Origin of the sequence: Halorubrum sp. Hd13 (assembly GCF_002252755.1) — an archaeon.
Classification (GTDB): Archaea; Halobacteriota; Halobacteria; order Halobacteriales; family Haloferacaceae; genus Halorubrum.
This window is the reverse complement of sequence record NZ_NHOY01000050.1, coordinates 28,930-50,411: the sequence shown is the minus strand read 5'-3', so window position 1 is coordinate 50,411 and position 21,482 is coordinate 28,930. Positions and strand designations below refer to the sequence as shown.

Sequence of the window (21,482 nt, the reverse complement as noted above, 5' to 3'; positions counted from 1 at the left end):
GAGCCGGACGACCGTCCGACGGCCTACTCCGAGTCCCGCCGCCGCGCCCGCCGCCGGTACTCCCCGTAGGGGTCCTCCGGGCTGAACGGCGCGGGCGCGCTGTTGGCGGTCGGGCCGTCGCACTCGGGACAGCAGTCGCCGAGCGTGTACACCGGCCGATCGTGGGTCGCCTCCCAGTTCGCGCAGACGCGAATGTCGGATTTCACGGGTAGAAAGGTGTCCGCGGAGGGGTTACTCGTCGTCCTCGCGGCGCTCGCGGTGGAAGTCGCCGGCGCCGCCGCGGCCCTCGATCGCCTCGCGGGCGCGGGCCGCGGCCGCCTCCAACTGGTCCTCGGCCGTCTTGTAGTCGGGCGCGCGGACCTTGATCCGGTACTCGGGCGAGCCGACGTAGCCGACCTCCAGGTCGACGCCGTCCGGGACCTCGCCGTTGCCCTCGGCGGCCTCCAGCGCGGCCTTCACGTCGTCGACGCCGTCGGGGGCCGCGGACTCGAGGTCCACGTAGCCGGTCACGTCGACGTACGGCACCGAGACGTTGTCGCGGGCCGCCTCGACGATCGCCTCGCGGGCGTCGTCGTCGAGGTCGACGCCTTCGAGCGCCTCGCTCCCGCTTATCGCCGCCGCCTCGAAGGCGTCGTACAGCGAGTCGTACTCGGCGAGGAGCGCGTTGGCGACCGTGGTGTAGCGGTCGTCGTCGACGTCCTCGCCCAGCGCGATCAGCATCCAGTTGTCGGCCTTCTGCGAGTTCTTCCAGGCCTGTATCTTGTCCTTCCGCTGGTGTTCGTTGACGTCTTTGATCGACAGATCGATCTGGTTCGCGGACTCGTCGACCTCGAGCACCTTCGCGACGACCGTCTGTCCCTCGCGGACGTGGTCGCGGACGTTCTTGATCCAACCGGAGGCGACCTCGCTGATGTGACAGAGGCCGCGCTTCTCCTCGTACTCGTCGAGGTCGACGAACACGCCGAAGTCGGCGATCTCGTCGACGTCGCCGACCACCAGCTCGCCGGGTTCGGGCCAGCCGCTGTACTTCATACGGGGTGGGTGAGGCGGTTACCGCGCCTCAACGGTTTCGACGATCTCGCCGTGGAGCTCCGCCTCCCCGCCGGTCGGGGTCGCGAGCGTCGTGCCGCAGACCGCACACGACACCACGGAGGAGGCCTTGCCGAAGACGACCTGTTCGTTCTCGCAGTCGCCGCAGGCGACGCGGTGGAAGCTTCCCGCCATGCTTACTCCTGGAACGTGAGCCGGCCGGCGCGCCATCCCTCGCGCATGTGGGCCTTGCCGCAGTCGCCGCAGCGGTACTTCAGGTGGGTCTTCTTGGTCGGCTTGTCGCCACCGGGGACCTTCGAGTACCCGCCGGCGTTGCCGATCGTCGCGAGCGCGCGGCGTCGCTGGCGCGCGTCTCGCTTCATTCCGGTCGCCCGACCCGATCGAACCTTCTCCACTTCGTGCTCCTGATGGGAGTCACAGTGTGGACAGTACGTGTTGAAACGACGTGGCATCTCCATGGATATCGACCTTGAGTCGCGGTTCGTCGCCGACGCTTAAAACGGGTTTGGTCTGGCTCCCGGCCGGCGATCGGGCCCGCGGAGCGGTCGAGATACCCGCGCGCCGCCCGGCCAGTTATCCCTCCCACTCCGCGACCGCCCGCACCGGCGACCCGTCCCCGCCGCGCAGGCGGAGCGGGAACGCGTACAGCCGGAACCGCGCCGGCAGCCCGTCGAGCCCGCACAGGTTCTCGACGATCGGGAGGCTCTCTTTTAAGAGGACGTCGTGAGCGGGCGTGCCGTCGGGCTCGTCGCTCGCGGGCGCGACGTTCGTCCTCGCCGCGGTCGGCGTCGGATCCGGCCCGAACGCGTCGACGCCGACGCCGACGCCCCGGTCTCGGCACCGCGCCGCGGCCGCCTCGGTCAGGTACGGGTGGTCGCGGTACCGGTCGCTCCCCCAGTGGGCGGCCCAACCGGTCCGCAGGACGAGGAGGTCGACTCCGAGATCGACCGCGTCTCCTCCGTCCCCGAGGAACCTCGCCTCGTTCTCGAGCGCATCGGCCGTGATCGCCTCCCGCGGCCTCAGCGGCCGGAGGTCGACGAGGCGGGCGTCGAACGCGAACCGACCCGGGTCGATCTCCTCGACGGTCGCTCCCTCCGAGAGCGTGTGGCGCGGCGCGTCGAGGTGGGTCCCGGCGTGGGTGCCGGTCCGGAGCTCGCTCGTCGCGTAGCCGTCGGCCTCGTGGGTCGCGTCGGGCGCGAGCGTCACCTCGGGGTCGCCGGGGTAGGTCGGCATCCCCGTCTCGATCGGTCGCGAGAGGTCGCGGAACACGGGTCGGGGTGGGACGCGGCGACGCTTAAAACGGCGGGCGAACGGGCGCCCGGCCCCGGCGGCACCGTCCGTCGACCGCGGGCTTCGTTTCTCGATCGCGCCGACGCCGTTTTCCGGCCGGTGGCGCCGTTCTCCGACCGCCGGCGCCTCCCCCGACTTCCGCGGCCAGAACGTATTTCCTCCGGCCGCCGTTCGGTGCGTCCATGTCGAAACTGCCGCTCGACGCCTACTACGACCTGACGCAGATCGGCGAGGTCGCCGTCTCTCCCTCCGGGGACCGCGTCGCCTTCACCGCCACCGAGTACGACCAGCGCGAGGACGAGGCCGTGGCCTCGCTGTTCGTCGTCCCGACCGACGGCTCCCGCGAGCCGCACCGCCTGACGAGCGCGTCCGGCGCCTCCGCGCCGGCGTGGGGCCCCGAGGGCGACCGCCTCGCGTTCGTGGCCGCCCGCGACCGCGACGCCGAGCGGCGCGTCGGCTGGCGGGACCGGGAGGAGGAGAGCGACGGAGACGAGGCCGAAACGGCGGACGACGAGAACGGCGCGTCCGGCGACGACGCGTCCGGCGAGGACGACGAGGCGGGCGACGACGAGGGCGAGGGCGCGCCCGGCGACGACGAGCCCAAGCCGCAGGTGTGGCTGTTCGACCTCGCGCTCGGCGGCGACGCGCGGCAGGTCACGGAGCGCGACGAGGGCGTCGCCGACTTCGACTGGTCGCCGTCGGGCGACCGGCTAGCGATCGAGTCGCGCGACCCGACCGACGAGGAGACCGACTACCTCGACCAAGTGCGCGAGGAGGGCGGGCCGATCGAGACGACCCGCCTCCAGCACAAGCTGAACGGCGTCGGCTGGACCGACGAGGTGACGCCGTACCTGTTCGTCGTCGACCTCGACGATCCCGAGAGCGACCCGCGCCGGCTCGACGACGCGTACGGCGGCGGCGCCTTCCAGGACGTGACCGGGATGGACCCTCACTGGGGCGACGACGGCCGGATCGCGTTCACCTCCTGCCGGCTCGACCGCCCCGACGACACCACGGTCCGCGACGTCTACGCGGTGTCGCCCGAGGGCGGCGACGCCGAGCGGCTCACCGGCGGCGACCGCTCTCACGGCGTCCCGACGTGGCGCCCCGGCGCCGGCGAGCTGGTGACGGTCGCGGGCGACCCCGACGACCCCCCCGCGCCGGCCGAGGTGTACCTCGTCGACGGCGACGCGGACGGCGAGGGGGACGCCGAGAGCGTCGCCTCTCTCACCGTCGACCTCGACCGGACGGTCGCCCGCGGCGGCGCGCCGCGCTGGGTCGACGGCGCCATATACGTCCCGATCGCCGACGAGAGCCACACGCGGCTGGTCCGCGTGGAGACCGACGGCTCCGTCGAACGCGTCTTCGCGGCGCAGGGCCGCGACCGCGCGCTGGCCGGCTTCGACGTCTCGGCCGACGGGTCGACGTCGGTGATGATCCTCTCGGACCCGATCGACGGATCCGACCTGTACGCGGTCGACGTCGACGACCTCGATTCGGAGACGGAACCGAACTCGTTCCTGCGGCTCACCGCGGTCAACGAGTCGCTGATCGACGAGTTCGCGATGCCGGAGGCCACGCGCGTCGGGTGGGAGTCGGACGGCTGGACGCTCGACGGCGTCGTGTATCACGACCCCGAGATCGAGCCGACCGGGGGCGACCACCCGCTCGTGGTCGCGATCCACGGCGGACCGATGTCGTACGACGAGCCCGTGTTCAGCTTCGCGCACGCCGCGCTGACCAGCCGGGGGTACCTCGTGTTCCGACCGAACTACCGCGGGGGCACCTCCCGCGGCCGGGAGTTCACCGCGGAGCTGACCGGCGCCTGGGGAACCGCCGAGGTCGACGACATCGCTGCGGGCGTCGCGTCGCTCGCGGACCGGGGCTGGGTCGACCCCGACCGCGTGTTCGGTCACGGCTTCTCGTACGGCGGGATCGCGCAGGGGTTCCTCGTCACCCGAGAGCCCGACCTCTTCGCCGCCGCCGCGCCGGAGCACGGCATCTACGACCTCCGGTCGGCGTTCGGCACCGACGACACCCACACGTGGTTCGAGGCCGAGTACGGGCTCCCGTGGGAGAACCCGGAGGCGTACGACGCGTCGACCGCGATCCTCGACGCCGGGAGCATCGAGACGCCGCTGCTCGTGATGGCCGGCGGCGAGGACTGGCGGTGCCCGCCCTCCCAGTCCGAGCAGCTGTACGTCGCGGCCCGGAAGCAGGGGGTCGACGCCGAGCTGGTCGTCTACCCGGACGAGCACCACAACATCGGCGACCCGGACCGGGCGATCCACCGGCTGGAGAAGATCCTCGACTGGTACGAGACGCACGACTCGGCGGCGGACGGCGGCGACTGAACCGCGGTCGGCGTCGCCGCAGAGGGGCCTTCGGGCTCAGTGCTCGACGAACTCCACGAGTACCCCGCCCGTCGACCGCGGATGGAGGAACGCGACCTCGTGGCCCCACGCTCCCGGACGCGGCTCCTCGTCGACGAGGTCGACGCCGAGGTCGCGGGCGCGGTCCAGCGCCCCGCGGAGGTCGTCGGTCGCGAGCGCGACGTGGTGGATCCCCGGCCCCTCCCGGTCGAGGTAGTCGGCGATCGCGCCGCCGTCGTCGGGCTCGAGGAGTTCGAAGTAGCCGCCGTCGAGTTCGAGGAAGACGACGTCCATCCCGTCGAACGTCTCCTCATGCGCGATCGGCGCGTGGAGCAGGCCCTCGAACAGGTCCGCGAGGTCGGCGGCGTCGCGCGTCGCGACGCCGACGTGATCGAATCGCATACGACTCGGATCCGGCGCCGCCGACTTATAAGAACCGAGCGACGGTCGGGTCCCTCGCTCCGCTCACCGGAATCAAAAGGTTTGGGTAGGCCCCGCGGGAATCGGGGATCGACTCTACCAGTGAGCGACTCACAGACCGACGCGGCGACGGAGCAGATGACGTCGCGGAACATCCTCGGCTCGCTGCTCGAGAGCGCGCTCCACGAGATGAATCGGGAGCGCTCGGGGCTGCTGCTCTCCGGGCTGTCGGCGGGGCTCGACATCGGGTTCGGCCCGCTGATGATGGCGGTGATCCTGACGCTCTCGCCGGGGAGCTTCGGCGACCTCGGGACCGAACTGCTGTTGGCGAGCGTCTACTCCATCGGGTTCATGTTCGTCATCCTCGGCCGCTCGGAGCTGTTCACCGAGCACACGACGCTGGCCGTGATCCCGGTGCTCGATCGGCAGGCGTCGGTCAGGCAGTTGGGCCGGCTCTGGGGGTGGGTGTACGTCGGGAACCTCGCCGGCGGTCTGCTGTTCACCCTGCTCGTGACCCTGTTGATGCCGGAGCTCGGCGTCGTCGATCCCGAGTCGTTCGAGACCATCGCCCTGAAGCTCGTCGACCACGACCTCCCGTGGCTGTTCGTCGGCGGGGTCTTCGCCGGCTGGCTAATGGGCCTGCTGGCGTGGCTCGTGACGGCGGCGCAGGAGACGACCGCCCGAATCCTCCTCGTGCTGATCGTCACCGGGACGATCGGACTGCTCCACCTCCCGCACTCGATCGCGGGCAACGTCGAGGTGCTGTTCGGGCTGATCGTCTCGGACGCGATCTCGCTGTCCGACTACGTCGGGTTCCTCGTGCTGTCGACGGTCGGCAACGCCTTCGGCGGCGCGGTGTTCGTCGCGTTGCTGAAGTACGGTCACGTCGTCCGCGGCGCGGACTGAGGACCGGCGGCGCGGCGGCGGCCGGAGCGGTCGACCGTCGTCGAGATTTATATCGGTGGTCGACGAATCGGCCTCACATGGAGCTCTCCAACACCGAATCGATCGCCGGCAAGGAAGTGACCGAGACGCTCGGGCTCGTCCGCGGGAACACGGTCCGCGCTCGCAACGTCGGCCGCGACATCACGCAGGGCCTCCGCAACCTCGCGGGCGGCGAGCTGAAGGGGTACACCGAGCTGATGACCGACGCGCGGGACCAGGCGCAGGACCGCATGATCGAGGAGGCGGAGGCGCTCGGCGCCGACGGCGTGATCAACGTCCGGTACACGACCTCCTCGATCGCCGACAGCGGCGCGGAGATCCTCGCGTACGGGACCGCGGTGCGGCTTCGGTAGGTCGCCGCCCTACCGCCCCGGCTTGTACTCGCCGAACTCGTCGCGGAACACGTCCGATATCTCCTGGACCGTCGCGTACGCCTTCACGGCGTCGACGACGTGCGGCATCACGTTCTCGGTGCCCCGCGCGGCCTCGCGAAGCGACCCGAGCGCGTCCGCCACCGCGTCGTCGTCGCGGTCGGCCTTCACCTCCTGCAGGCGCTCGCGCTGGTTCTGCTCCTGCTCGGGGTCCACCTCTTCGAGGTCCATCTCCGGCTCCTCGTCGACCGCGTACTCGTTGACACCGACGATGATCCGCTCTCCCTCCTCGACCTCCCGCTGGCGCTCGAAGGCGACGTCCTGTATCTGCCGCTGGACCCACTGGCTCTCGACCGCCTCTAACATTCCGCCGCGGCGGTCGACCTCGTCGAGGATCTCGAACGCCTCCTCCTCGATCCCGTCGGTGAGGCTCTCCACGTAGTACGACCCGGCCAGCGGGTCGATCGTGTCGGCCGCGCCGGACTCGTGCGCGAGGATCTGCTGGGTGCGAAGCGCGGTCCGGACCGACTTCTCGGTGGGGAGCGCGAGCGCCTCGTCTTTCCCGTTCGTGTGGAGGCTCTGCGTTCCGCCCAACACGGCCGCGAGCGCCTGATACGCGACGCGGACGACGTTGTTCTCGATCTGCTGGGCGGTGAGGGTGGAGCCGCCGGTCTGGGTGTGGAACTTGAGCTGTTTCGACTTGGGGTTCTCCGCGTCGAACCGCTCCTCCATGATCTTCGCCCACATGCGCCTGGCGGCGCGGAACTTCGCGGCTTCCTCGAAGACGTTGTTGTGGGCGTTGAAGAAGAAGGAGAGCTGCGGGGCGAACTCGTCGACGTCGAGGCCGGCGTCGATCGCGGCCTGCACGTACTCGATCCCGTCGCCGAGCGTGAACGCGACCTCTTGGGCGGCCGTCGAGCCCGCCTCGCGGATGTGGTACCCCGAGATGGAGATCGTGTTGAATCTGGGGGTCTCCGCGGCGCAGAAGTCGAAGATGTCCGTGATCAGCCGCATCGACTGCTTCGGCGGGTAGATGTAGAGGTTCCGCGCGATGTACTCCTTCATGATGTCGTTCTGGATGGTGCCCCGGAGCTCCTCGCGCGGAACCCCTTGCTCGTCGCCCATCGCGACGTACATCGCGAGGAGGACGGCCGCGGGGGCGTTGATCGTCATCGAGGTCGACACCTCGTCTAAGGGGATCCCGTCGAAGACCGTCTCGAAGTCGTCGAGGGTGTCGATGGCGACGCCCGAGCGCCCCACCTCGCCCTCGGCCATCGCGGCGTCGGAGTCGTACCCCATCTGGGTCGGGAGGTCGAACGCCATCGAGAGCCCGGAGGAGCCCTCGTCGATGAGGTAGTTGAACCGCTCGTTCGTCTCCGCGGCGGTGCCCATCCCCGCGTACTGGCGCATCGTCCAGAGCCGGCCGCGGTGCATCGTCGAGTAGACGCCGCGCGTGTACGGCTCCTCGCCCGGGTTCCCGACGTCCTCGCGGTAGTCGTGGTCGGGGACGTCGGCGGGGGTGTACAGCGGGTCGACCTCCTGGCCGCCCGTGTCGGTGGTGAACGTCTCCTTGCGCTCCCCGAACCGGTCGACCGTCTCGCCGTAGGTCCCGGACTCCCACGACTCCTTGGCCTCCCGAATCTCGGCCAGTTCCTCAGGATCGTACATTAGTGAACCAGTCGTCCGAACACGACTTAACCCTTTTCGGGAATGGCGTAACGCCGACAGTTCGACGACGGCGACGGGGCGAGGGAGAACCCCTCCGCCTGCGACCGGGGCGGACCGCCGGCGACGACGCGACCGGCGGGGTCAGACGGGTCGGCCTCCGGTACTCAGACCCCGAAGGTGGCTCGGAGCATGTCCCGCGTCCCGGGTCCGAGCCCGACGGCCAGCACGGTGATGAGCAGCATCAGCGTGTAGCGCGGCGACTCCTCGAACATCTCGCCGTTGAACACCCAGACGACGAACGTCGCGGCCGCGAGCTTGACGAGGAGGAACGGCCACGCGTCGCCGGTGACGGCGAGGACCGAGTCCGGGAGGAGCCGCCCGGTCCAGTTCACGATCAGCGCGTTGACGACGTGTTTCGGCACGAGGTTCGCGGTCCCGGTCAGCGCCGGCATCCAGTTGAGCCCGATCACGTTGGCGACGCCGTCGATCGCGTGGCCCCAGATGATGACGATCCCCGCGGCCCCCGTCCCCTGCCGGACCGTCGGTTCGTACGCCGTCGCGAGCTTCCAGGTGGCCGCCGTCGAGACGGTCGCGAGGAGCAGCGTGAGCGCGAGCACCTGCGGGTAGAACTCGACGTAGTCGGTCGCGGCGGCGAGGTACGAGAGGTAGCCGAGCGAGGCCGCGAGGGCGAGCGTCCCCATCGCGAACAGCGGTCGGGCGTAGTCGTCGACGACCCCGCGGTCCGCCAGCGCGTACGCCGCGATGACGCAGGCGAGGGTGACCCCGAACGCGGTGAAGTAGATGAACGGGCTGATCAGCACCGCGCTCGCGGGGAAGGGGATCAGCGGCTCCGTGCCGGCGCGGACCGCGGCGACCCCCGAGTCCTCGACGGTGCGGAGCGCGCCGCCGAGCAGCATGAACGGGAACAGCGCGTAGAAGAACCGCAGCTCGTCGCCGATATCCAACCGGCGGAGCAGGAAGACGACGCCGATCAGCATCCCGAGCAGAACGACCACGTAGCTCACCGTCGAGACGGTGGTGTACCCCGGGAACGCGACGACTTCCCCAGCGTCGACGGCGGCCTGACACGCGCCCGAGCCCCCGAGCAACTCCGTGCCGCCAGCGTCCCGGACGGCGCACTGCGCCCCCTGCCCGTCGGCGACGACCGGTCCCCAGAAGTACCGCCAGACGAACCGATCGTACACGGCTCGCGGGAAGACGACCGATCCGACCGCGAGCAGGAGCGCGACCCCGCCGACGACCGCCGCCCACGCCCGCTCCGGAGACTGCCTGATCCGTCCGGCGACCGGTGTGCTCATGACTCCCGTTCGGAGTGTTCCCGAGTTGAGCGTTCCGGTCCCGGCTCGCCTCGTCGTCGTCCGCGACGGGTCCCCGATGGCGCGACGCGGCGCGGAGCCCCGCTCAGATCGGCGGGCCGTCGGCCTCGAAGTCGGTGCCGAGGATGATCATGGTCTGCGACCGCGAGAACCCGTCCATCTCCGCTATCTCGTCGAACATCAGATCGCGGAGGCTGTCGGTGTCGGCGGCGACGACGCGCAAGATGACGTCCCACTTGCCGGTCGTCAGGTGGATCTCGCTGACGCCGTCGATGTCGCGGAGCCGGTCGAGCGCGTCCTCCTCGCGTCCCTGCTCGATGCGGAGTCCGACGAACGCGCTGACGCCGTAACCGACGGCCTTGGGGTCGACCTCCGCGTGGTACCCCTCGATGACGCCGGCCTCCTCCATCCGCCCCACTCGGTCGTGGACGGTCGCGCTCGACATGTCGATCCGCCGCGCGATCTCCGAGAACGGCGTCCGAGCGTCCTCTTGGAGGATCCTGAGGATGGCGCGGTCCGTCTCGTCGAGTTCCATGGCCGGGCCTACGTCGGGAGCGGACTTTGCAGTTCCGGCGTTTCGACGTCGCTACGGGTTGTATTCTCAACACCTCCGGCCACGCGCCGGGCGGCCGATCTCCGCCCGAGACGCCGGCCGAGGCGATTCGTCTGAGTACGTCTCGGGCGGGATTCCGTCCGATTACGCCTCGGCCGGAGTCTCGAACGACCCCTCTCGGATGGCCGCTTCCGCCGCCGCGAGCGCCTCGTCGGCGTCGAACGCGTCGACGATCTCCCGCAGCTCCTCGTGAGACGCGTCCGCGAGGTCTCGCGCGTGCGACGCGACGTTCGGCACCGCCCGGATCAGGTTGTCGACGATCGGAACGTCCGCGGTCCGCGGCGACCGACTCCCGGGATTCAGGTCGATCACGATCTCCGTCTTCCCCATCGCGTCGAGCGCCGCCGCGCGGTCGCCGTCCTCCAGCGGGACGACCACGACGTCGGCCGCCTCGATCCCGTCGGCGTCGACGACGCCGCGAGCGTGCGACAGGCCGGGGATCTCCCCGTCGCCGGCCATGCCCTTGACCCGGTCGGCGCCGTGCTCGCGGAGGTGGTCGGCGATGCGCCGGACGCGCTCGTCGGTGTGGTTGAAGAGGTTCACCTCCAGGTCGGCGTCGACCGCCTCGGCGAGCGCGACCGTCTCCGCGGGGGCGAGGGCCGCGACGTTGCCGTTCACCGAGATCACCGGACGGTCGGCCGCCAGCAGGGTCGCCGCGGCGGCGCGCGCGGCGCGGTCGGCGCTCGGGAGGGTCCGCTCGCCGAGGAGGTAGTCGAAGGCCTCCGCGCGTCCCTGGGCGATGAGTCCCTGCTTCGATGTGATCCCCTTCTTCACCCCCTCCTCGATCCGGTGGCGCGTCACGAGCGAGGCGTACCGCGGGTGGTCCTCCGGGACCTCCGTCTCCGTCATACCGGAGCGAGGCGGCGCGCCGATTAAAGTGGACCGTTCGCGGCCACCGTGTGGCTCCGGTACCCGTACGCACAAACGTTAACATGGGTTACTTCGTAGCGCCACACGGGATGGATCGCACTGGCAAGTACACGATCGTGGACGCGTGCAACGACCACGGGGCGATCACGCTCCGTGAATACCCCCGGAACGGGACGCTGTACGTCGTCGAGTACGACGATCCCGACGTGGAGGCCGAGCTGTCGTCGCTCGACGCCGGCACGGTCGTCGAGCTCGACCTGCGGCGCGCTGGTCGCCGGGGCAACGCGTGGTGCGCGGAGTCCGCGCGGCCGGTCGATCCGGCGTAACGCGGCGGATCGATGCGGCTTCGCGCGCGGTCGGTCCGTCCGCTTCGACGTCCCCGCTTTTTCCCCGCTCAGGCCACCCCGATACGCTCGCGGTACGTCCCGTACTCCGCCTCGAACACCGCCATGATCTCGCCCATCGTCGCGTACGCCTTCACCGCCGCGACGATCGCGGGCATCACGTTCTCGCCGGCGTCGACCGCGTCGCGGAGGTCGTCCAAGGCGGCGTCGACCGCGTCGTCGTCGCGCTCCGCCTTCACCGACTCGAGCCGGTCGAGCTGGCGCTCCCGGGTCGTCTCGTCGACCCGGAGCAGGTCCGGCTCCGTGTCCTCTTCGACCTGATAGGCGTTGACGCCGACGACGGTCTCCTCGCCCTCGTCGACCCGCTCTTGGTACTCGTAGGAGGCCTGCTGGATCTCGCGGTGGAAGTACCCCTGCTCGATCCCGGCGAGCACCCCGTCGCGGACCGACCCGTCGCCCATCTCTCGGATCTCTTCGATATACGCGGTCGCCTCCGCCTCCACCTCGTCCGTGAGCGCCTCCACCGCGAAGGAGCCGCCCAGCGGGTCGACGATGTCGGCCGCGCCCGACTCCTCCGCGATGATCTGCTGGGTGCGGAGCGCGACCCGCACGGCCCGCTCGGAGGGGAGCGCCAGCGCCTCGTCGAAGGAGTTGGTGTGGAGGCTCTGGGTTCCCCCCAAGACGCCCGCCAGCGCCTGTAGCGTGACGCGGACGACGTTGTTCAGGGGTTGCTGGGCCGTCAGCGACTGGCCCGCGGTCTGGGTGTGGAACTTCAACTGCTTCGAGGCGTCGGCCTCGGCGTCGTACCACTCGTCCATGATCCGCGCGTAGATCCGGCGAGCGGCCCGGAACTTCGCGACCTCCTCGAAGATCGAGTTGTGCGAGTTGAAGAAGAAGGAGAGCTGCGGGGCGAACTCGTCGACGTCGAGCCCGCGGTCGAGACACGCCTCGACGTACGCGAACCCGTCGGCGAGGGTGAAGGCGAGCTCCTGGACCGCGGTCGAGCCCGCCTCGCGGATGTGGTACCCCGACACCGAGATCGGTTTGAATTTCGGGGTCTCGTCGGCGGCGAACTCGATCGTGTCCGTCACCAGGTCGAGGGAGGGCTCCGGCGGGATCACCCACTCCTTCTGCGCGATGAACTCCTTCAGCATGTCGTTCTGGAGGGTGCCCCGAAGCTCCTCGCGCGGGACCCCTTGCTGGTCCGCGATCGCGACGTACATCGCGTAGATCACCGGCGCGCTGGGATTGATGGTGAAGGAGGTGGACACCTCGCCGACGTCGATCCCGTCGAAGAGGACCTCCATATCTCGGAGCGTGTCGACGGCGACGCCCTCCTTGCCGACCTCGCCGAGCGACATCGGGTCGTCGGAGTCGAGCCCCATCAGCGACGGCATGTCGAAGGCGGTCGAGAGCCCGGTCTGGCCCTCGTCGATGAGGTAGCGGAAGCGCTCGTTCGTCTCCTCGGCGGTGCCGAACCCCGCGAACTGCCGCATCGTCCACGTCCGTCCGCGGTGCATCGTCGGGTAGACGCCCCGGGTGTACGGCTCCTCGCCGGGGAAGCCGAGGTCCTCGCCGTAGTCGAGGTCGGCCACGTCCGCGGGGGTGTACAGCCGGTCGACCTCGTGGTTCGACACCGTCGCGAACCGCTCGTTCCGCTCGCCGTGCCGGTCGAGGGTCGGGTCGAGCGTCTCCGCCTCCCACGACTCCTTGGCCTCGCGGATTTCGGAGAGCTCCTCGTCGTCATACATGCCGCCCGCTACCCGCCGGACTCATATAAATATTCATTACAATTTGCCGCGCGGCCGGCCGGATTCGCCGGCGGTCCGAATCGCCACCGACCGTTATGAGGGCTCGGAGTCAATCCCCACCCATGACCGACCCATCGGAGTCCCCGACGCCGTCCGAAGGATTACCGCCGAAGCTCGTCAAGCAGCTGAAAAACTGCACACCGGAGGAGCTCCGTAAGGCGATCGTCCACGCGCAGGAGCTGCTGCACTACCACGAGGAGACGGAGCTCCCGGTCGACGCGGAGGCCGGCGAGGACATCCTGCGCGTCACCGAACACGAGGGATACACCGAAGTCGTGAAACAGTACTCCTGTCAGGAGGGCTGTGACGACTGTCCGCACGGGCCGTACCTCTACCACGTCACCGAAGAGACCCTTCCGAACGGAACTCACGAGACCCACTGGTCGTTCATCGGTCGCGTGAACGCCGACGGGGAGTGACCCCGACCGCGCCGTGGGTTCGATCGCCGTCCGGCGGTGACCGTCGGCGTCGAGCCGGTCACGGGTTCAGCCCCCAGATACCGGCTCGGAGGAACACGAGCACCGGAATGATCTCCAGGCGGCCGATCCACATGTGGAAGAGGAACATCGCCTCCGCCGCCGGCGACATCGACGGGCCGGTGATCCCGGACGAGAGCCCGACGTTCCCCTGTGCGCTCGCGACCTCGAACAGCGCGTCGGCGTAGCCGAACTCCGAGCCGGCGACGTTGACCAGCACGAGGCTCCCGACGACGAGCGCGACGACCCACAGCAGCGTGACGATGGCGGCCTCGCTGAACTCCCGCTCCATCGTCTCGCGGTCCAGCGTGCGGTCGCCGATGCGCGCGGTGACGACGGCGTTGCCCGGGAGGAACACGCGGGAGAACTGCCAGATGATTCCGCGAGCGGCCGTGTACGCACGAATGATCTTGATGCCGCCGACCGTGGACCCGGCGGCGCCGCCGAGCACCATCGCGACGACGACCAACACCTTCGCGCCCGCGACCCAGCTCCCGATCGGCGCCGACTGGAAGCCGGTGGCGGTCAGCGCGCTGATCCACTGGAACGCCGAGTCCCGGACCGCGTCGAGCCCCGCGCCGTCGAGGAGCGGAACCGGGAACGAGAGGAACGACTCCGTCGCGAACGCGCCGGCGGCGACCGGAACGGACGCGACGTTCTGTATCGCGAGCACGGCGACGCCGGCCCCGAGCAGCGCGAACAGCCACCTGGTCTGGAGGTCTGCGACCAGTTCGCGTACGCTCCGGTCCCTGAGCACGACGTAGTGGACCGGGAACGCGATCGCGCCGAGGACCATGATCGGCAACAGCACGACCTCGACCAGGGGGGAGCCGTACGTCGCGATCGAGTTGTCGGTGACGGAGAACCCGCCCGTCGTCAGGCCGGTCATGGCGTGGTTGAGCGCCTGCCAGGCGATTTCGCCGAGCGAGAGCGACTCGGCGTAGTCGCTCTCGCTCGCTCGGATCGCGACGAACAGCATCGCGAACGCCAGCAGGGTGTAGCCGACCACGAGCTTCCAGACCGTCCGGACCGTCGAGACGACGCTCGGGTGGATCTTCTGCTCCCGGGCCTCGCTCCTGTAGAGCGCGTAGCTCCCGCTTCCCGGACGCGAGAGGATGGAGACGGTGAGGACGATGACGCCGACGCCGCCGACCCACTGGATGAACGACCGCCACCACTGCACTGCCCGCGGCAATGACGGCTCGTGGACGGCCATCGTCAGCCCGCTCCCGGTCCAGCCGCTCATGCTCTCGAAGAGGGCATGCAGGGGGTCGCGGAAGTAGGCGAGACTGGAGACCGTCGTGGTCCCTCCGACGGCGATCGGCTCCCACGAGGCCGTGTCCGCGGCGGCGGGGACGAACGCGTCCATGACGGCGGACGGCGTCAGCCACGCCGTGAGGAACAGCGGGAGCGCCCCGAAGACGGCGACCATGAGCCACCCGCCGGCGGCGATCACCATGCCGTGTTTCATCTTCGGGTCTGGGGCGTCGGCGAACCGCCGATTCGCGAGCCCGCCGACGAGGGCCGTCGCGCCGCCCGCGACGAGGAAGCCGAGCGCGGCGTGAAACTCCCGGAACGCGAGGGCGACGACAACGGTGACCGTCATCAGCCCGGCCTCCATCAGGAGGAGCGAGCCGACGTCGCGGGCGATGACTCCCAGGTCGGTCGGGAGCCGGCCGCCGTTCCGCTCGGACATCTCAGTCGTGGTCCTCCTGGTGGCCGAACACGTCCGTCACCTCTGGCGTCGCGCCCTCTCCCGAGTACACCGTGAGCAGGTCGCCGGCCTCGATACGCGTGTTGCCCCGGGGGGTTATGGGCGTCCCCTCCCCGTCGCGCTCGACGGCGATGATGAGGGTCTCGCCGCCGATGAGATCCGCCTCGTCGGCCTCGCGCAGCGTCTTCCCGGCGATCGGCGCGTCCGGACCGACGGTGATCTCGAACACCTCCGCCTCCTCGCCGATGTGCATGAAGTCGACGACCGACGGTCGGCTCACCGCTCGGTAGAGGTACTCCGCGATCAGACTCTGCGGGTTCTGCATCGTGTTGATGCCGATCTGTTCGAACACGTTCATGTGCTCGGGGTTGTGGACGACCGAGACGATGTTCGGCACCGACAGCTCTTGCGCCAGCAGACAGACCATGATGTTCGTCGCGTCCTGATCCGTCGTCGAAATGAGCGCGTCCGCGCGATCGGCCCCGGCGTCGAGCAGCGTCTCCTTCGAAGTCGCGTCGTCGTTGATGACGAGGCAGTCGTACCCCCGGGACGCCCGCTCCGCCCGTTCCTCGTCGCGCTCGATCACGACGACCTCGTTGCCGCTCTCGGTCGCGAGCTTGACGAGCGGCGTCCCGATATCGCCCGCGCCCACGACGATCAGATACATGTGTCAGCGGTTCAGGAGCGACAACCGAAAGCCTACCGCAATCCGCCGAGAGGCGCGGGACCCCGCCCTCAGCGCCACCCGAACAGCCGCTCACGGAGCGACCGCGACGAGGGGCGCTCCGCGAGCAACACCGGCGTGTCGAGGGTCTCGATGGTCTCGAACGCCAGCGACCCGCGGACGATCCGCGAGAGCAGTCCGCGCTCGGTCGCACCGACGATAACGAGGTCGTACTCCTCGCCGACGCGACCGATCGTCTCCTCGACGCCGCCCGCCTCGATGCGCAGGTCGGCGTCGCCGAGGCCGTGGCCCGCCGCCCAGTCGGTGAGGAATTCCCGGCCGGCCGCCTCGTCTCCCGGGTCGACGACGTACAGCAGCGAGACGTCCACGTCGATCTCGTCTCGGAGCGCCCTCGCGACTTCCCCGGAGAGGTCGGAGGAGGGGCCGCCGGCGGTCGGCACGAGCACCTTCGAGAGGTCCAGCCGCTGGCCGTCCAAGACGAGGAAGTCGCACGGGAGATCGCGGGCGAGTTCGTCCAGCGAGCCCTCGACGCGCCCGCCCACGAACCGCGTCCCGCCGTAGCCCATCACGACGGTGTCGGCGTCGTTCGTCCGCGCGGCGTCGAACACCTCCTCGATCCCGCGGTGCGAGAGGATCGTCTTCGTCTCGATCGGCACGTCGAACGCCTCGGCGTCGGCGGCCGCGGCGGCCAACAGCTCCTCGGACGAGTCGTCGAGGTCGGTCCGGTTCTCGGCCGCCTTCTCCAGCGACGTCTGGTCCGGAACGGTGACGATGTGCGTCGCGAGCACGCGACCCCCCTCGTGACTCGCGACCGCGCCGGCCAGCGTGACGAGCGCGCTCTCCGTGCGCGGGTTCGACACGGCGACCATCACCGTCGGCCCGTCGGTTCCGACCCCGTTCGCCGCCCCGAACGCGGTCACGACGCCCTCGGTGGCCGCCCGGTCGCTCGTTCGTCCGGTTCGCTCATTTCTCCGTTCGGCTACTCCTCCGTTTGTTCGTCCGCTTCCGCCCGTCCGACCCCGCCGTCACCCCGCGCCTCGGCGGTCGCGTCGCCCGCCTCAGCGGCGTCGGCCGTGACATCGTCAGGGGCGTTCTCCCGTGCCCCGCTCCCGAACAGCCGAGCCCAGACGCCGCGGTCGTCGCGCTTCTCCGCGAGCAGCACGGAACACTCCACGTCTTCGAGCACCTCCAACACGAGCGAGCCGCTCACCAGCCGCGAGAGCAGCCCCTTCTGAGTCGCGCCGATGATAACCATCGTCGCGTCGCGCGCGGCCCGTTCGATCGACTCCTCGATGTCGCCGCTCTCGACGCGGAGCGTCGCGTCGGCGAGGTCGTGCTCGGCGGCCCACCCCATGAGGAAGCGCCGTCCGGCGCTCTCGTCGTCGGCGACGTGCAGCAGCGTGACCTCGCCGTCGAACTCCGTCTGGAGCATCTTGGCGACCGCGCCGGAGAGGTCCGAGGCCGGTCCGCCGGCGGTCGGCACGAGGATCCGCGAGGGGTCGAACCCACGGTCGCGGAACACGAGGAAGTCCGACGGGAGCGAGTGCGCGAGCTCGTCGACCGCCGTCTCCGCGCGCCCGGGCGACCCGTGCGAGTCCTCGCCCCAGCCCATCACGGTCATGTCGGCGCCGTAGGTCCGGGCCGCGTCGAACACCTCCTCGAACACGCGGTGCGAGAGGACGACGTGCGTCTCCACGTCGACGCCGAACGTCTCGGCGTCTTCACGGGCCTTATCGAGGAGACTGTGCGCCGCATCGTGGGCGCCGCGGTCGCGGGCGGCCTCCAGCGACGTCTGGTCCGGGACGTTCGCGATGTTGACCGCGACGACCGTCCCGTTTCGCTGCTTGGCGATGGCCGACGCGAGCGTGATCAGGTGCTCCTCGGTCGCGGGGTTCGCGAGCGGCACCATCACGCGGTAGTCGTCGCCGCTCGGCTGGACCGACGTGGCCGCCGACACGGCGGCCTTGGGCAGCTCGTCGGAGCGGTCGAGGATCCACGCCCCCAGCACGCCGCGCGCCTCCACCTTCCGGCGGGCGTACAGCAGGTACCAGAGCAGGGCGAAGGCGACGAGGCCGAACGAGATCAGGATGATCGTCGGCTCGATGTAGATGATCAGCGCGAACGACGACAACGTTCCGATGATCGGAACGAACGGATAGAAGGGGACCTCGAAGTCGGGGTCGTACCCCTCGACCCCCGACTCGCGCATCACGATGAGCGCGATGTTGAGCAGGCCGTAGACGATGAGGTGGAGCACGGATCCCATCGTCGACAGCGACTCGACGCCGCCGGCGACGAGGAACACGAGGATGAGCGCGCCTGTGAGCGCGATCGACTTGTACGGGGTGCCGAAGCGGTCGTGGATCTCGTTGAGCTTCGGCGTGACGATCTTCTCGCGGCCCATCGCGAAGTTGATCCGCGACGACGAGAGGATCGAGGCGTTCGCCGAGGAGGCGGTCGCGAGCAGGCCGCCGATCAGGAGCATCCCGGCGCCGACGGCGCCCAGCGAGAAGCCGAACACCTGGTAGTTGCCGAAGAGGAGGCGGGCGGCGTCGACCACCGCGGTCTCGTTGTTCGCGACGAGCTCGTTCGGGACCGCCGCGAGCAGCACGACGAGGAACAGCGCGTACACGACCGTGACGATCACGACCGAGCCGAGGACCGCGAGCGGGAGGTTCCGCCCGGGGTTCTTGATCTCCTCGGCGACCGAGGTGATCTGGACGAAGCCGAGGTACGAGACGAAGATGATCCCCGTCACCGGGAGCACCTGGCTCGTCGTCCCCGGCGGCGCGATCGGCCGCAGCGACTCCATGTCGGCGTTCAGCAGCCCGACGACGGTGAAGACGGCGAGGATGCCCAAAAGCGACATGACGATGACGATCTGGAGCCCGCCCGTCTCCTTCGCGCCGAAGTAGTTGACGGCGATGAACAGCAGCGCGCCGGCGAGCCCGATCACTTGGGCGGCCTCCAGCGTCACCGGGCCGAGCCCGACCGGCCCGAGCCCGAGGAGCGCGTTGACGTACTCGCCGAAGCCGTACATGTAGAACGCGGAGGCGAACGCGAGCCCGAGCCAGTTCGCCCACCCGGCGACGGAGCCGAACATGGGCCCGAGCGCCCGGTTGACGTAGAAGTACGCGCCGCCGGACTTCGGCATCGCCGTCCCGAGCTCGGAGGCTGAAAGCGCCGTGAACAGGGCGATGACGCCACCGAGGACGAACGTGAACGCCGCGAGCGGACCGGCCCGCGCGACCGCGGTCCCGGGGAGCACGAAGATGCCGGCCCCGATCATCGTCCCGATCCCGATCGTGAGCGCGGCGAGGGGACCGAGGTCCTTGGCCAGCTCCTCGTCGCTCATTCGGTGGATCCCTCGCGCGGGAGCGCGACCACGGGCACGTGCGACTCCGTCACGAGCTTCACTGAGAGGTCGCCGGAGAGGAACTGGACGAGCCGGTTCCCGCCCCGAGACTGATAGGCGATAGCGCTCGCATCGACCTCGTCGACCGCGTCGAAGATAGCGCCCACGATGTCCCGCGAGTAGGCGGTGTGCTCGCCGGCGTCGGGGAACACCGATCGGACCGCATCGTACGACTCTGCGGCCAGTTCCTCGGACTGTTCGACGGGCGTCTTGTCGGGGACGCCGTCGCCCTTCTCGACGACGTGCAGCGCCGTGACCCGCTCCGGTCGATACGGTTCCAGCGCCAGCGCCGTCGACATCGCGTCCTCCTCGTGAGCCACTGGCAGGAGAACGTGATCGAGTAGGCCTCCTCCCTCCGGTTGGTCGGTGCTCGTCATACCCACATTCATACTCTCGTCAGTTAAGAAGATACGCTCTGCACAACCGAGCAATTAAACGCGGTTAGAAGCTGTTTTCGGCGCTGAAAACGCACCGCTTGTAGTTTTTGACCTCCTGTCACCGGCCGTCCATCGCCGAGATGAACACCGCGAGCACCGGGACGATCTCCAGCCGGCCGATCCACATCAGGAACACCATCAGCAGCTTCGACGTGTCGGGGAAAAAGAGGTAGCTCCCGAACGGGCCGAGCCGACCGAACCCCGGCCCGATATTCCCGATCGTCGCGAGCGAGGCGCTCGTCGACTCCAGCATCGTCAGCTGGATACCGACCCGGGTGGTGTCCAGCGAAAGGAACACCGCCGAGACGCCGAACAGGACGAGGTACAGCAGCGTGAACGCCATGATGCCGCGGATGGCGTCCTCGTCGACGACGCTTCCGCTCAGGCGAACCGGCTGCACGACGTCGGGGTGGGCCGTGGTGAACAGCTCGCGGCGGATCGCCTTCCCGACGATGAGCCACCGGACGATCTTGACGCCCCCGCCGGTCGAGCCGGCGGAACCGCCGATAAACATCGCGAACATCAGGAGGATCTGCGCGTCGGTGTCCCACTGCACGAAGTCGGCAGTCGCGTACCCGGTGGAGTTCAACAGCGACCCGATCTGGAACGCCGCCTGCCGGAGCGAGTTCTCGGTCACCCCCTGCGTCGCACCGCCCAGTTCGATCGGCGGCGCCGCGCCGCGGAACAGCATCACCGCGAGAACGGCCGTCACGACCGCGACGGCGCCGGCGTACGCACGGAATTCCGCGTTCTCCAGCATGACCTCCGCCTCCCCGCGCAGCACGTGCCAGAACAGCGCGAAGTTGACGCCGGCGATGAGCATGAACGGGATGACGACCCACTGCACGATCGCCGAGAACGCCGCGATGCTGTCGGCCTGCGGCGAGAACCCGCCGGTCGGGAGGGTGGTGAACCCGTGGGCGATCGCGTTGAAGAGGTTCATGTTCGGCGCCATCCCGGCGAGGTGGAGCCCGTACAGGATGGCGATGTACACCACGGTGAAGCCGAAGTAGATCAGCCAGAGCGCGCGCGCGGTCTCCGCGATCTTCGGCGTGAGCTTCTGGAGTTCGGGGCCGGGCGCCTCCGACTCCATCAGCTGGGCGCCGTTGACGGCGACCTCCGGCAGGATGGCGATCATCAGGACGATGATCCCCATGCCGCCGAGCCACTGCGTGAGCTGTCGCCACATCAGCACGGCGTGGGAGTGGCGGTCGGTGCTGATCTCGCCGAGGACGGTCGCGCCCGTGGTCGTGAACCCGCTCATCGACTCGAACAGGGCGTTGATCACCGACTCCGTGAACGCGCCGACCGACCCGACCTGGAGCCCGATCGTCGACTCCGTCCCGTAGCCGGCGAGCAGGTACGGAACGGTGCCGATCGCCGCGGCCGCGATCCACGCGAGCGAGACGAAAAGCAGCGCCTCCCGGGGCCCGAGGTCCGGGTCCGGGTCGACCCGCTCTACCGCGAACCCGATCGCGGCGACGAGCGCCATCGAGACGAGGAACACCCAGATGTCCTCTCCGTACACGAGCGCCACGACCAGCGGCACCAGCATCGTGACGGCGAGGTACTTGATCCCGACCCCGAGAAGCCCCACGCTCGCCTTCCAGTTGACGCCCCAGGACATGTGTGTTGGATCGCTATTGGAGAGGCCCGTTCGCTGT

The 21,482-nt window shown here is 69.5% G+C and carries 21 protein-coding genes and 1 pseudogene; 5 read left to right on the top strand and 17 right to left on the bottom strand.

Going from position 1 to position 21,482, the window contains the following annotated elements:
* Nucleotides 1-23 precede the first annotated feature (23 nt).
* The 5 genes from DJ81_RS06685 to DJ81_RS06665 form a co-directional block, all read right to left on the bottom strand.
* Entirely contained in the window at nucleotides 24-206 is a 183-nt protein-coding gene (locus DJ81_RS06685) for an RNA-protein complex protein Nop10 (protein WP_094523008.1), read from the bottom strand.
* Nucleotides 207-231: 25 nt separating this feature from the next.
* Nucleotides 232-1,032, bottom strand: a complete 801-nt coding sequence (locus DJ81_RS06680; RefSeq protein ID WP_094589060.1) for a translation initiation factor IF-2 subunit alpha — start codon at nucleotides 1,030-1,032, stop codon at nucleotides 232-234.
* A gap of 18 nt (nucleotides 1,033-1,050) precedes the next feature.
* Nucleotides 1,051-1,224, bottom strand: a complete 174-nt coding sequence (locus tag DJ81_RS06675) for a 30S ribosomal protein S27e (protein ID WP_008004084.1) — start codon at nucleotides 1,222-1,224, stop codon at nucleotides 1,051-1,053.
* 2 nt (nucleotides 1,225-1,226) lie between these two features.
* Nucleotides 1,227-1,508, bottom strand: coding sequence for a 50S ribosomal protein L44e (locus tag DJ81_RS06670; protein WP_053771189.1), 282 nt, complete (start codon nucleotides 1,506-1,508; stop codon nucleotides 1,227-1,229).
* Between the two features lie 115 nt (nucleotides 1,509-1,623).
* On the bottom strand, nucleotides 1,624-2,319 hold the full coding sequence (locus DJ81_RS06665) for a cyclase family protein (protein ID WP_094589058.1): 696 nt from the start codon (nucleotides 2,317-2,319) through the stop codon (nucleotides 1,624-1,626).
* A 203-nt stretch (nucleotides 2,320-2,522) separates the two neighbouring features.
* Between DJ81_RS06665 and DJ81_RS06660 the strand changes: the two genes are divergently transcribed.
* The gene (locus tag DJ81_RS06660) at nucleotides 2,523-4,694 is read left to right on the top strand and encodes a S9 family peptidase (protein WP_094523014.1); all 2,172 of its coding nucleotides are present in this window, start codon (nucleotides 2,523-2,525) and stop codon (nucleotides 4,692-4,694) included.
* 36 nt (nucleotides 4,695-4,730) lie between these two features.
* Here the strand turns inward: DJ81_RS06660 and mce are convergent, their stop codons facing one another.
* Nucleotides 4,731-5,114, bottom strand: a complete 384-nt coding sequence (gene mce, locus DJ81_RS06655) for a methylmalonyl-CoA epimerase (protein ID WP_094557280.1) — start codon at nucleotides 5,112-5,114, stop codon at nucleotides 4,731-4,733.
* A 120-nt stretch (nucleotides 5,115-5,234) separates the two neighbouring features.
* Here mce and DJ81_RS06650 point away from each other — a divergent pair, with 120 nt between their 5' ends.
* The gene (locus tag DJ81_RS06650; RefSeq protein WP_094523017.1) at nucleotides 5,235-6,038 is read left to right on the top strand and encodes a formate/nitrite transporter family protein; all 804 of its coding nucleotides are present in this window, start codon (nucleotides 5,235-5,237) and stop codon (nucleotides 6,036-6,038) included.
* Nucleotides 6,039-6,115: 77 nt separating this feature from the next.
* Nucleotides 6,116-6,430 carry a YbjQ family protein gene (locus DJ81_RS06645; protein ID WP_094523019.1) on the top strand — a complete coding sequence of 105 codons (315 nt, stop codon included), beginning with the start codon at nucleotides 6,116-6,118 and terminating at the stop codon, nucleotides 6,428-6,430.
* A 9-nt stretch (nucleotides 6,431-6,439) separates the two neighbouring features.
* On the opposite strand, the gene DJ81_RS06640 is transcribed toward DJ81_RS06645, so the two are convergent.
* From DJ81_RS06640 to DJ81_RS06625, 4 genes are all read right to left on the bottom strand, one after another.
* On the bottom strand, nucleotides 6,440-8,116 hold the full coding sequence (locus DJ81_RS06640; protein ID WP_094589056.1) for a methylmalonyl-CoA mutase: 1,677 nt from the start codon (nucleotides 8,114-8,116) through the stop codon (nucleotides 6,440-6,442).
* Between the two features lie 164 nt (nucleotides 8,117-8,280).
* Nucleotides 8,281-9,435 (bottom strand): DUF63 family protein, encoded by a 1,155-nt coding sequence (locus DJ81_RS06635; protein ID WP_094523023.1) that lies wholly within the window; start codon nucleotides 9,433-9,435, stop codon nucleotides 8,281-8,283.
* Between the two features lie 103 nt (nucleotides 9,436-9,538).
* Nucleotides 9,539-9,988, bottom strand: a complete 450-nt coding sequence (locus tag DJ81_RS06630; protein ID WP_094523025.1) for an Lrp/AsnC family transcriptional regulator — start codon at nucleotides 9,986-9,988, stop codon at nucleotides 9,539-9,541.
* A 162-nt stretch (nucleotides 9,989-10,150) separates the two neighbouring features.
* Complete coding sequence (locus tag DJ81_RS06625; RefSeq protein ID WP_094527724.1) at nucleotides 10,151-10,915, bottom strand: phosphopantothenate/pantothenate synthetase; 765 nt, start codon at nucleotides 10,913-10,915, stop codon at nucleotides 10,151-10,153.
* Between the two features lie 110 nt (nucleotides 10,916-11,025).
* On the opposite strand from DJ81_RS06625, the gene DJ81_RS06620 reads away from it, so the two are divergent.
* Entirely contained in the window at nucleotides 11,026-11,262 is a 237-nt protein-coding gene (locus DJ81_RS06620) for a hypothetical protein (RefSeq protein WP_094523029.1), read from the top strand.
* A 68-nt stretch (nucleotides 11,263-11,330) separates the two neighbouring features.
* On the opposite strand, the gene DJ81_RS06615 is transcribed toward DJ81_RS06620, so the two are convergent.
* Nucleotides 11,331-13,031, bottom strand: a complete 1,701-nt coding sequence (locus DJ81_RS06615) for a methylmalonyl-CoA mutase (protein ID WP_094589054.1) — start codon at nucleotides 13,029-13,031, stop codon at nucleotides 11,331-11,333.
* A 122-nt stretch (nucleotides 13,032-13,153) separates the two neighbouring features.
* On the opposite strand from DJ81_RS06615, the gene DJ81_RS06610 reads away from it, so the two are divergent.
* Nucleotides 13,154-13,510, top strand: coding sequence for a hypothetical protein (locus DJ81_RS06610; protein ID WP_094589052.1), 357 nt, complete (start codon nucleotides 13,154-13,156; stop codon nucleotides 13,508-13,510).
* Nucleotides 13,511-13,568: 58 nt separating this feature from the next.
* Here the strand turns inward: DJ81_RS06610 and DJ81_RS06605 are convergent, their stop codons facing one another.
* From DJ81_RS06605 to DJ81_RS06580, 6 genes and pseudogenes are all read right to left on the bottom strand, one after another.
* Complete coding sequence (locus DJ81_RS06605; protein ID WP_094527722.1) at nucleotides 13,569-15,263, bottom strand: potassium transporter TrkG; 1,695 nt, start codon at nucleotides 15,261-15,263, stop codon at nucleotides 13,569-13,571.
* 1 nt (nucleotide 15,264) lies between these two features.
* Nucleotides 15,265-15,948 carry a TrkA family potassium uptake protein gene (locus DJ81_RS06600; RefSeq protein WP_094523037.1) on the bottom strand — a complete coding sequence of 228 codons (684 nt, stop codon included), beginning with the start codon at nucleotides 15,946-15,948 and terminating at the stop codon, nucleotides 15,265-15,267.
* 68 nt (nucleotides 15,949-16,016) lie between these two features.
* Nucleotides 16,017-16,856: pseudogene (locus DJ81_RS06595) on the bottom strand (universal stress protein); the annotation flags it as partial.
* Nucleotides 16,857-16,945: 89 nt separating this feature from the next.
* The gene (locus DJ81_RS06590) at nucleotides 16,946-19,321 is read right to left on the bottom strand and encodes an amino acid permease (RefSeq protein ID WP_094527721.1); all 2,376 of its coding nucleotides are present in this window, start codon (nucleotides 19,319-19,321) and stop codon (nucleotides 16,946-16,948) included.
* The gene (locus DJ81_RS06585; protein ID WP_094527720.1) at nucleotides 19,318-19,758 is read right to left on the bottom strand and encodes a universal stress protein; all 441 of its coding nucleotides are present in this window, start codon (nucleotides 19,756-19,758) and stop codon (nucleotides 19,318-19,320) included. The genes DJ81_RS06590 and DJ81_RS06585 overlap by 4 nt, the downstream gene beginning before the upstream one ends.
* Before the next feature lie 118 nt (nucleotides 19,759-19,876).
* Nucleotides 19,877-21,445 (bottom strand): TrkH family potassium uptake protein, encoded by a 1,569-nt coding sequence (locus DJ81_RS06580; RefSeq protein WP_094527719.1) that lies wholly within the window; start codon nucleotides 21,443-21,445, stop codon nucleotides 19,877-19,879.
* Between the last annotated feature and the right edge of the window lie 37 nt (nucleotides 21,446-21,482).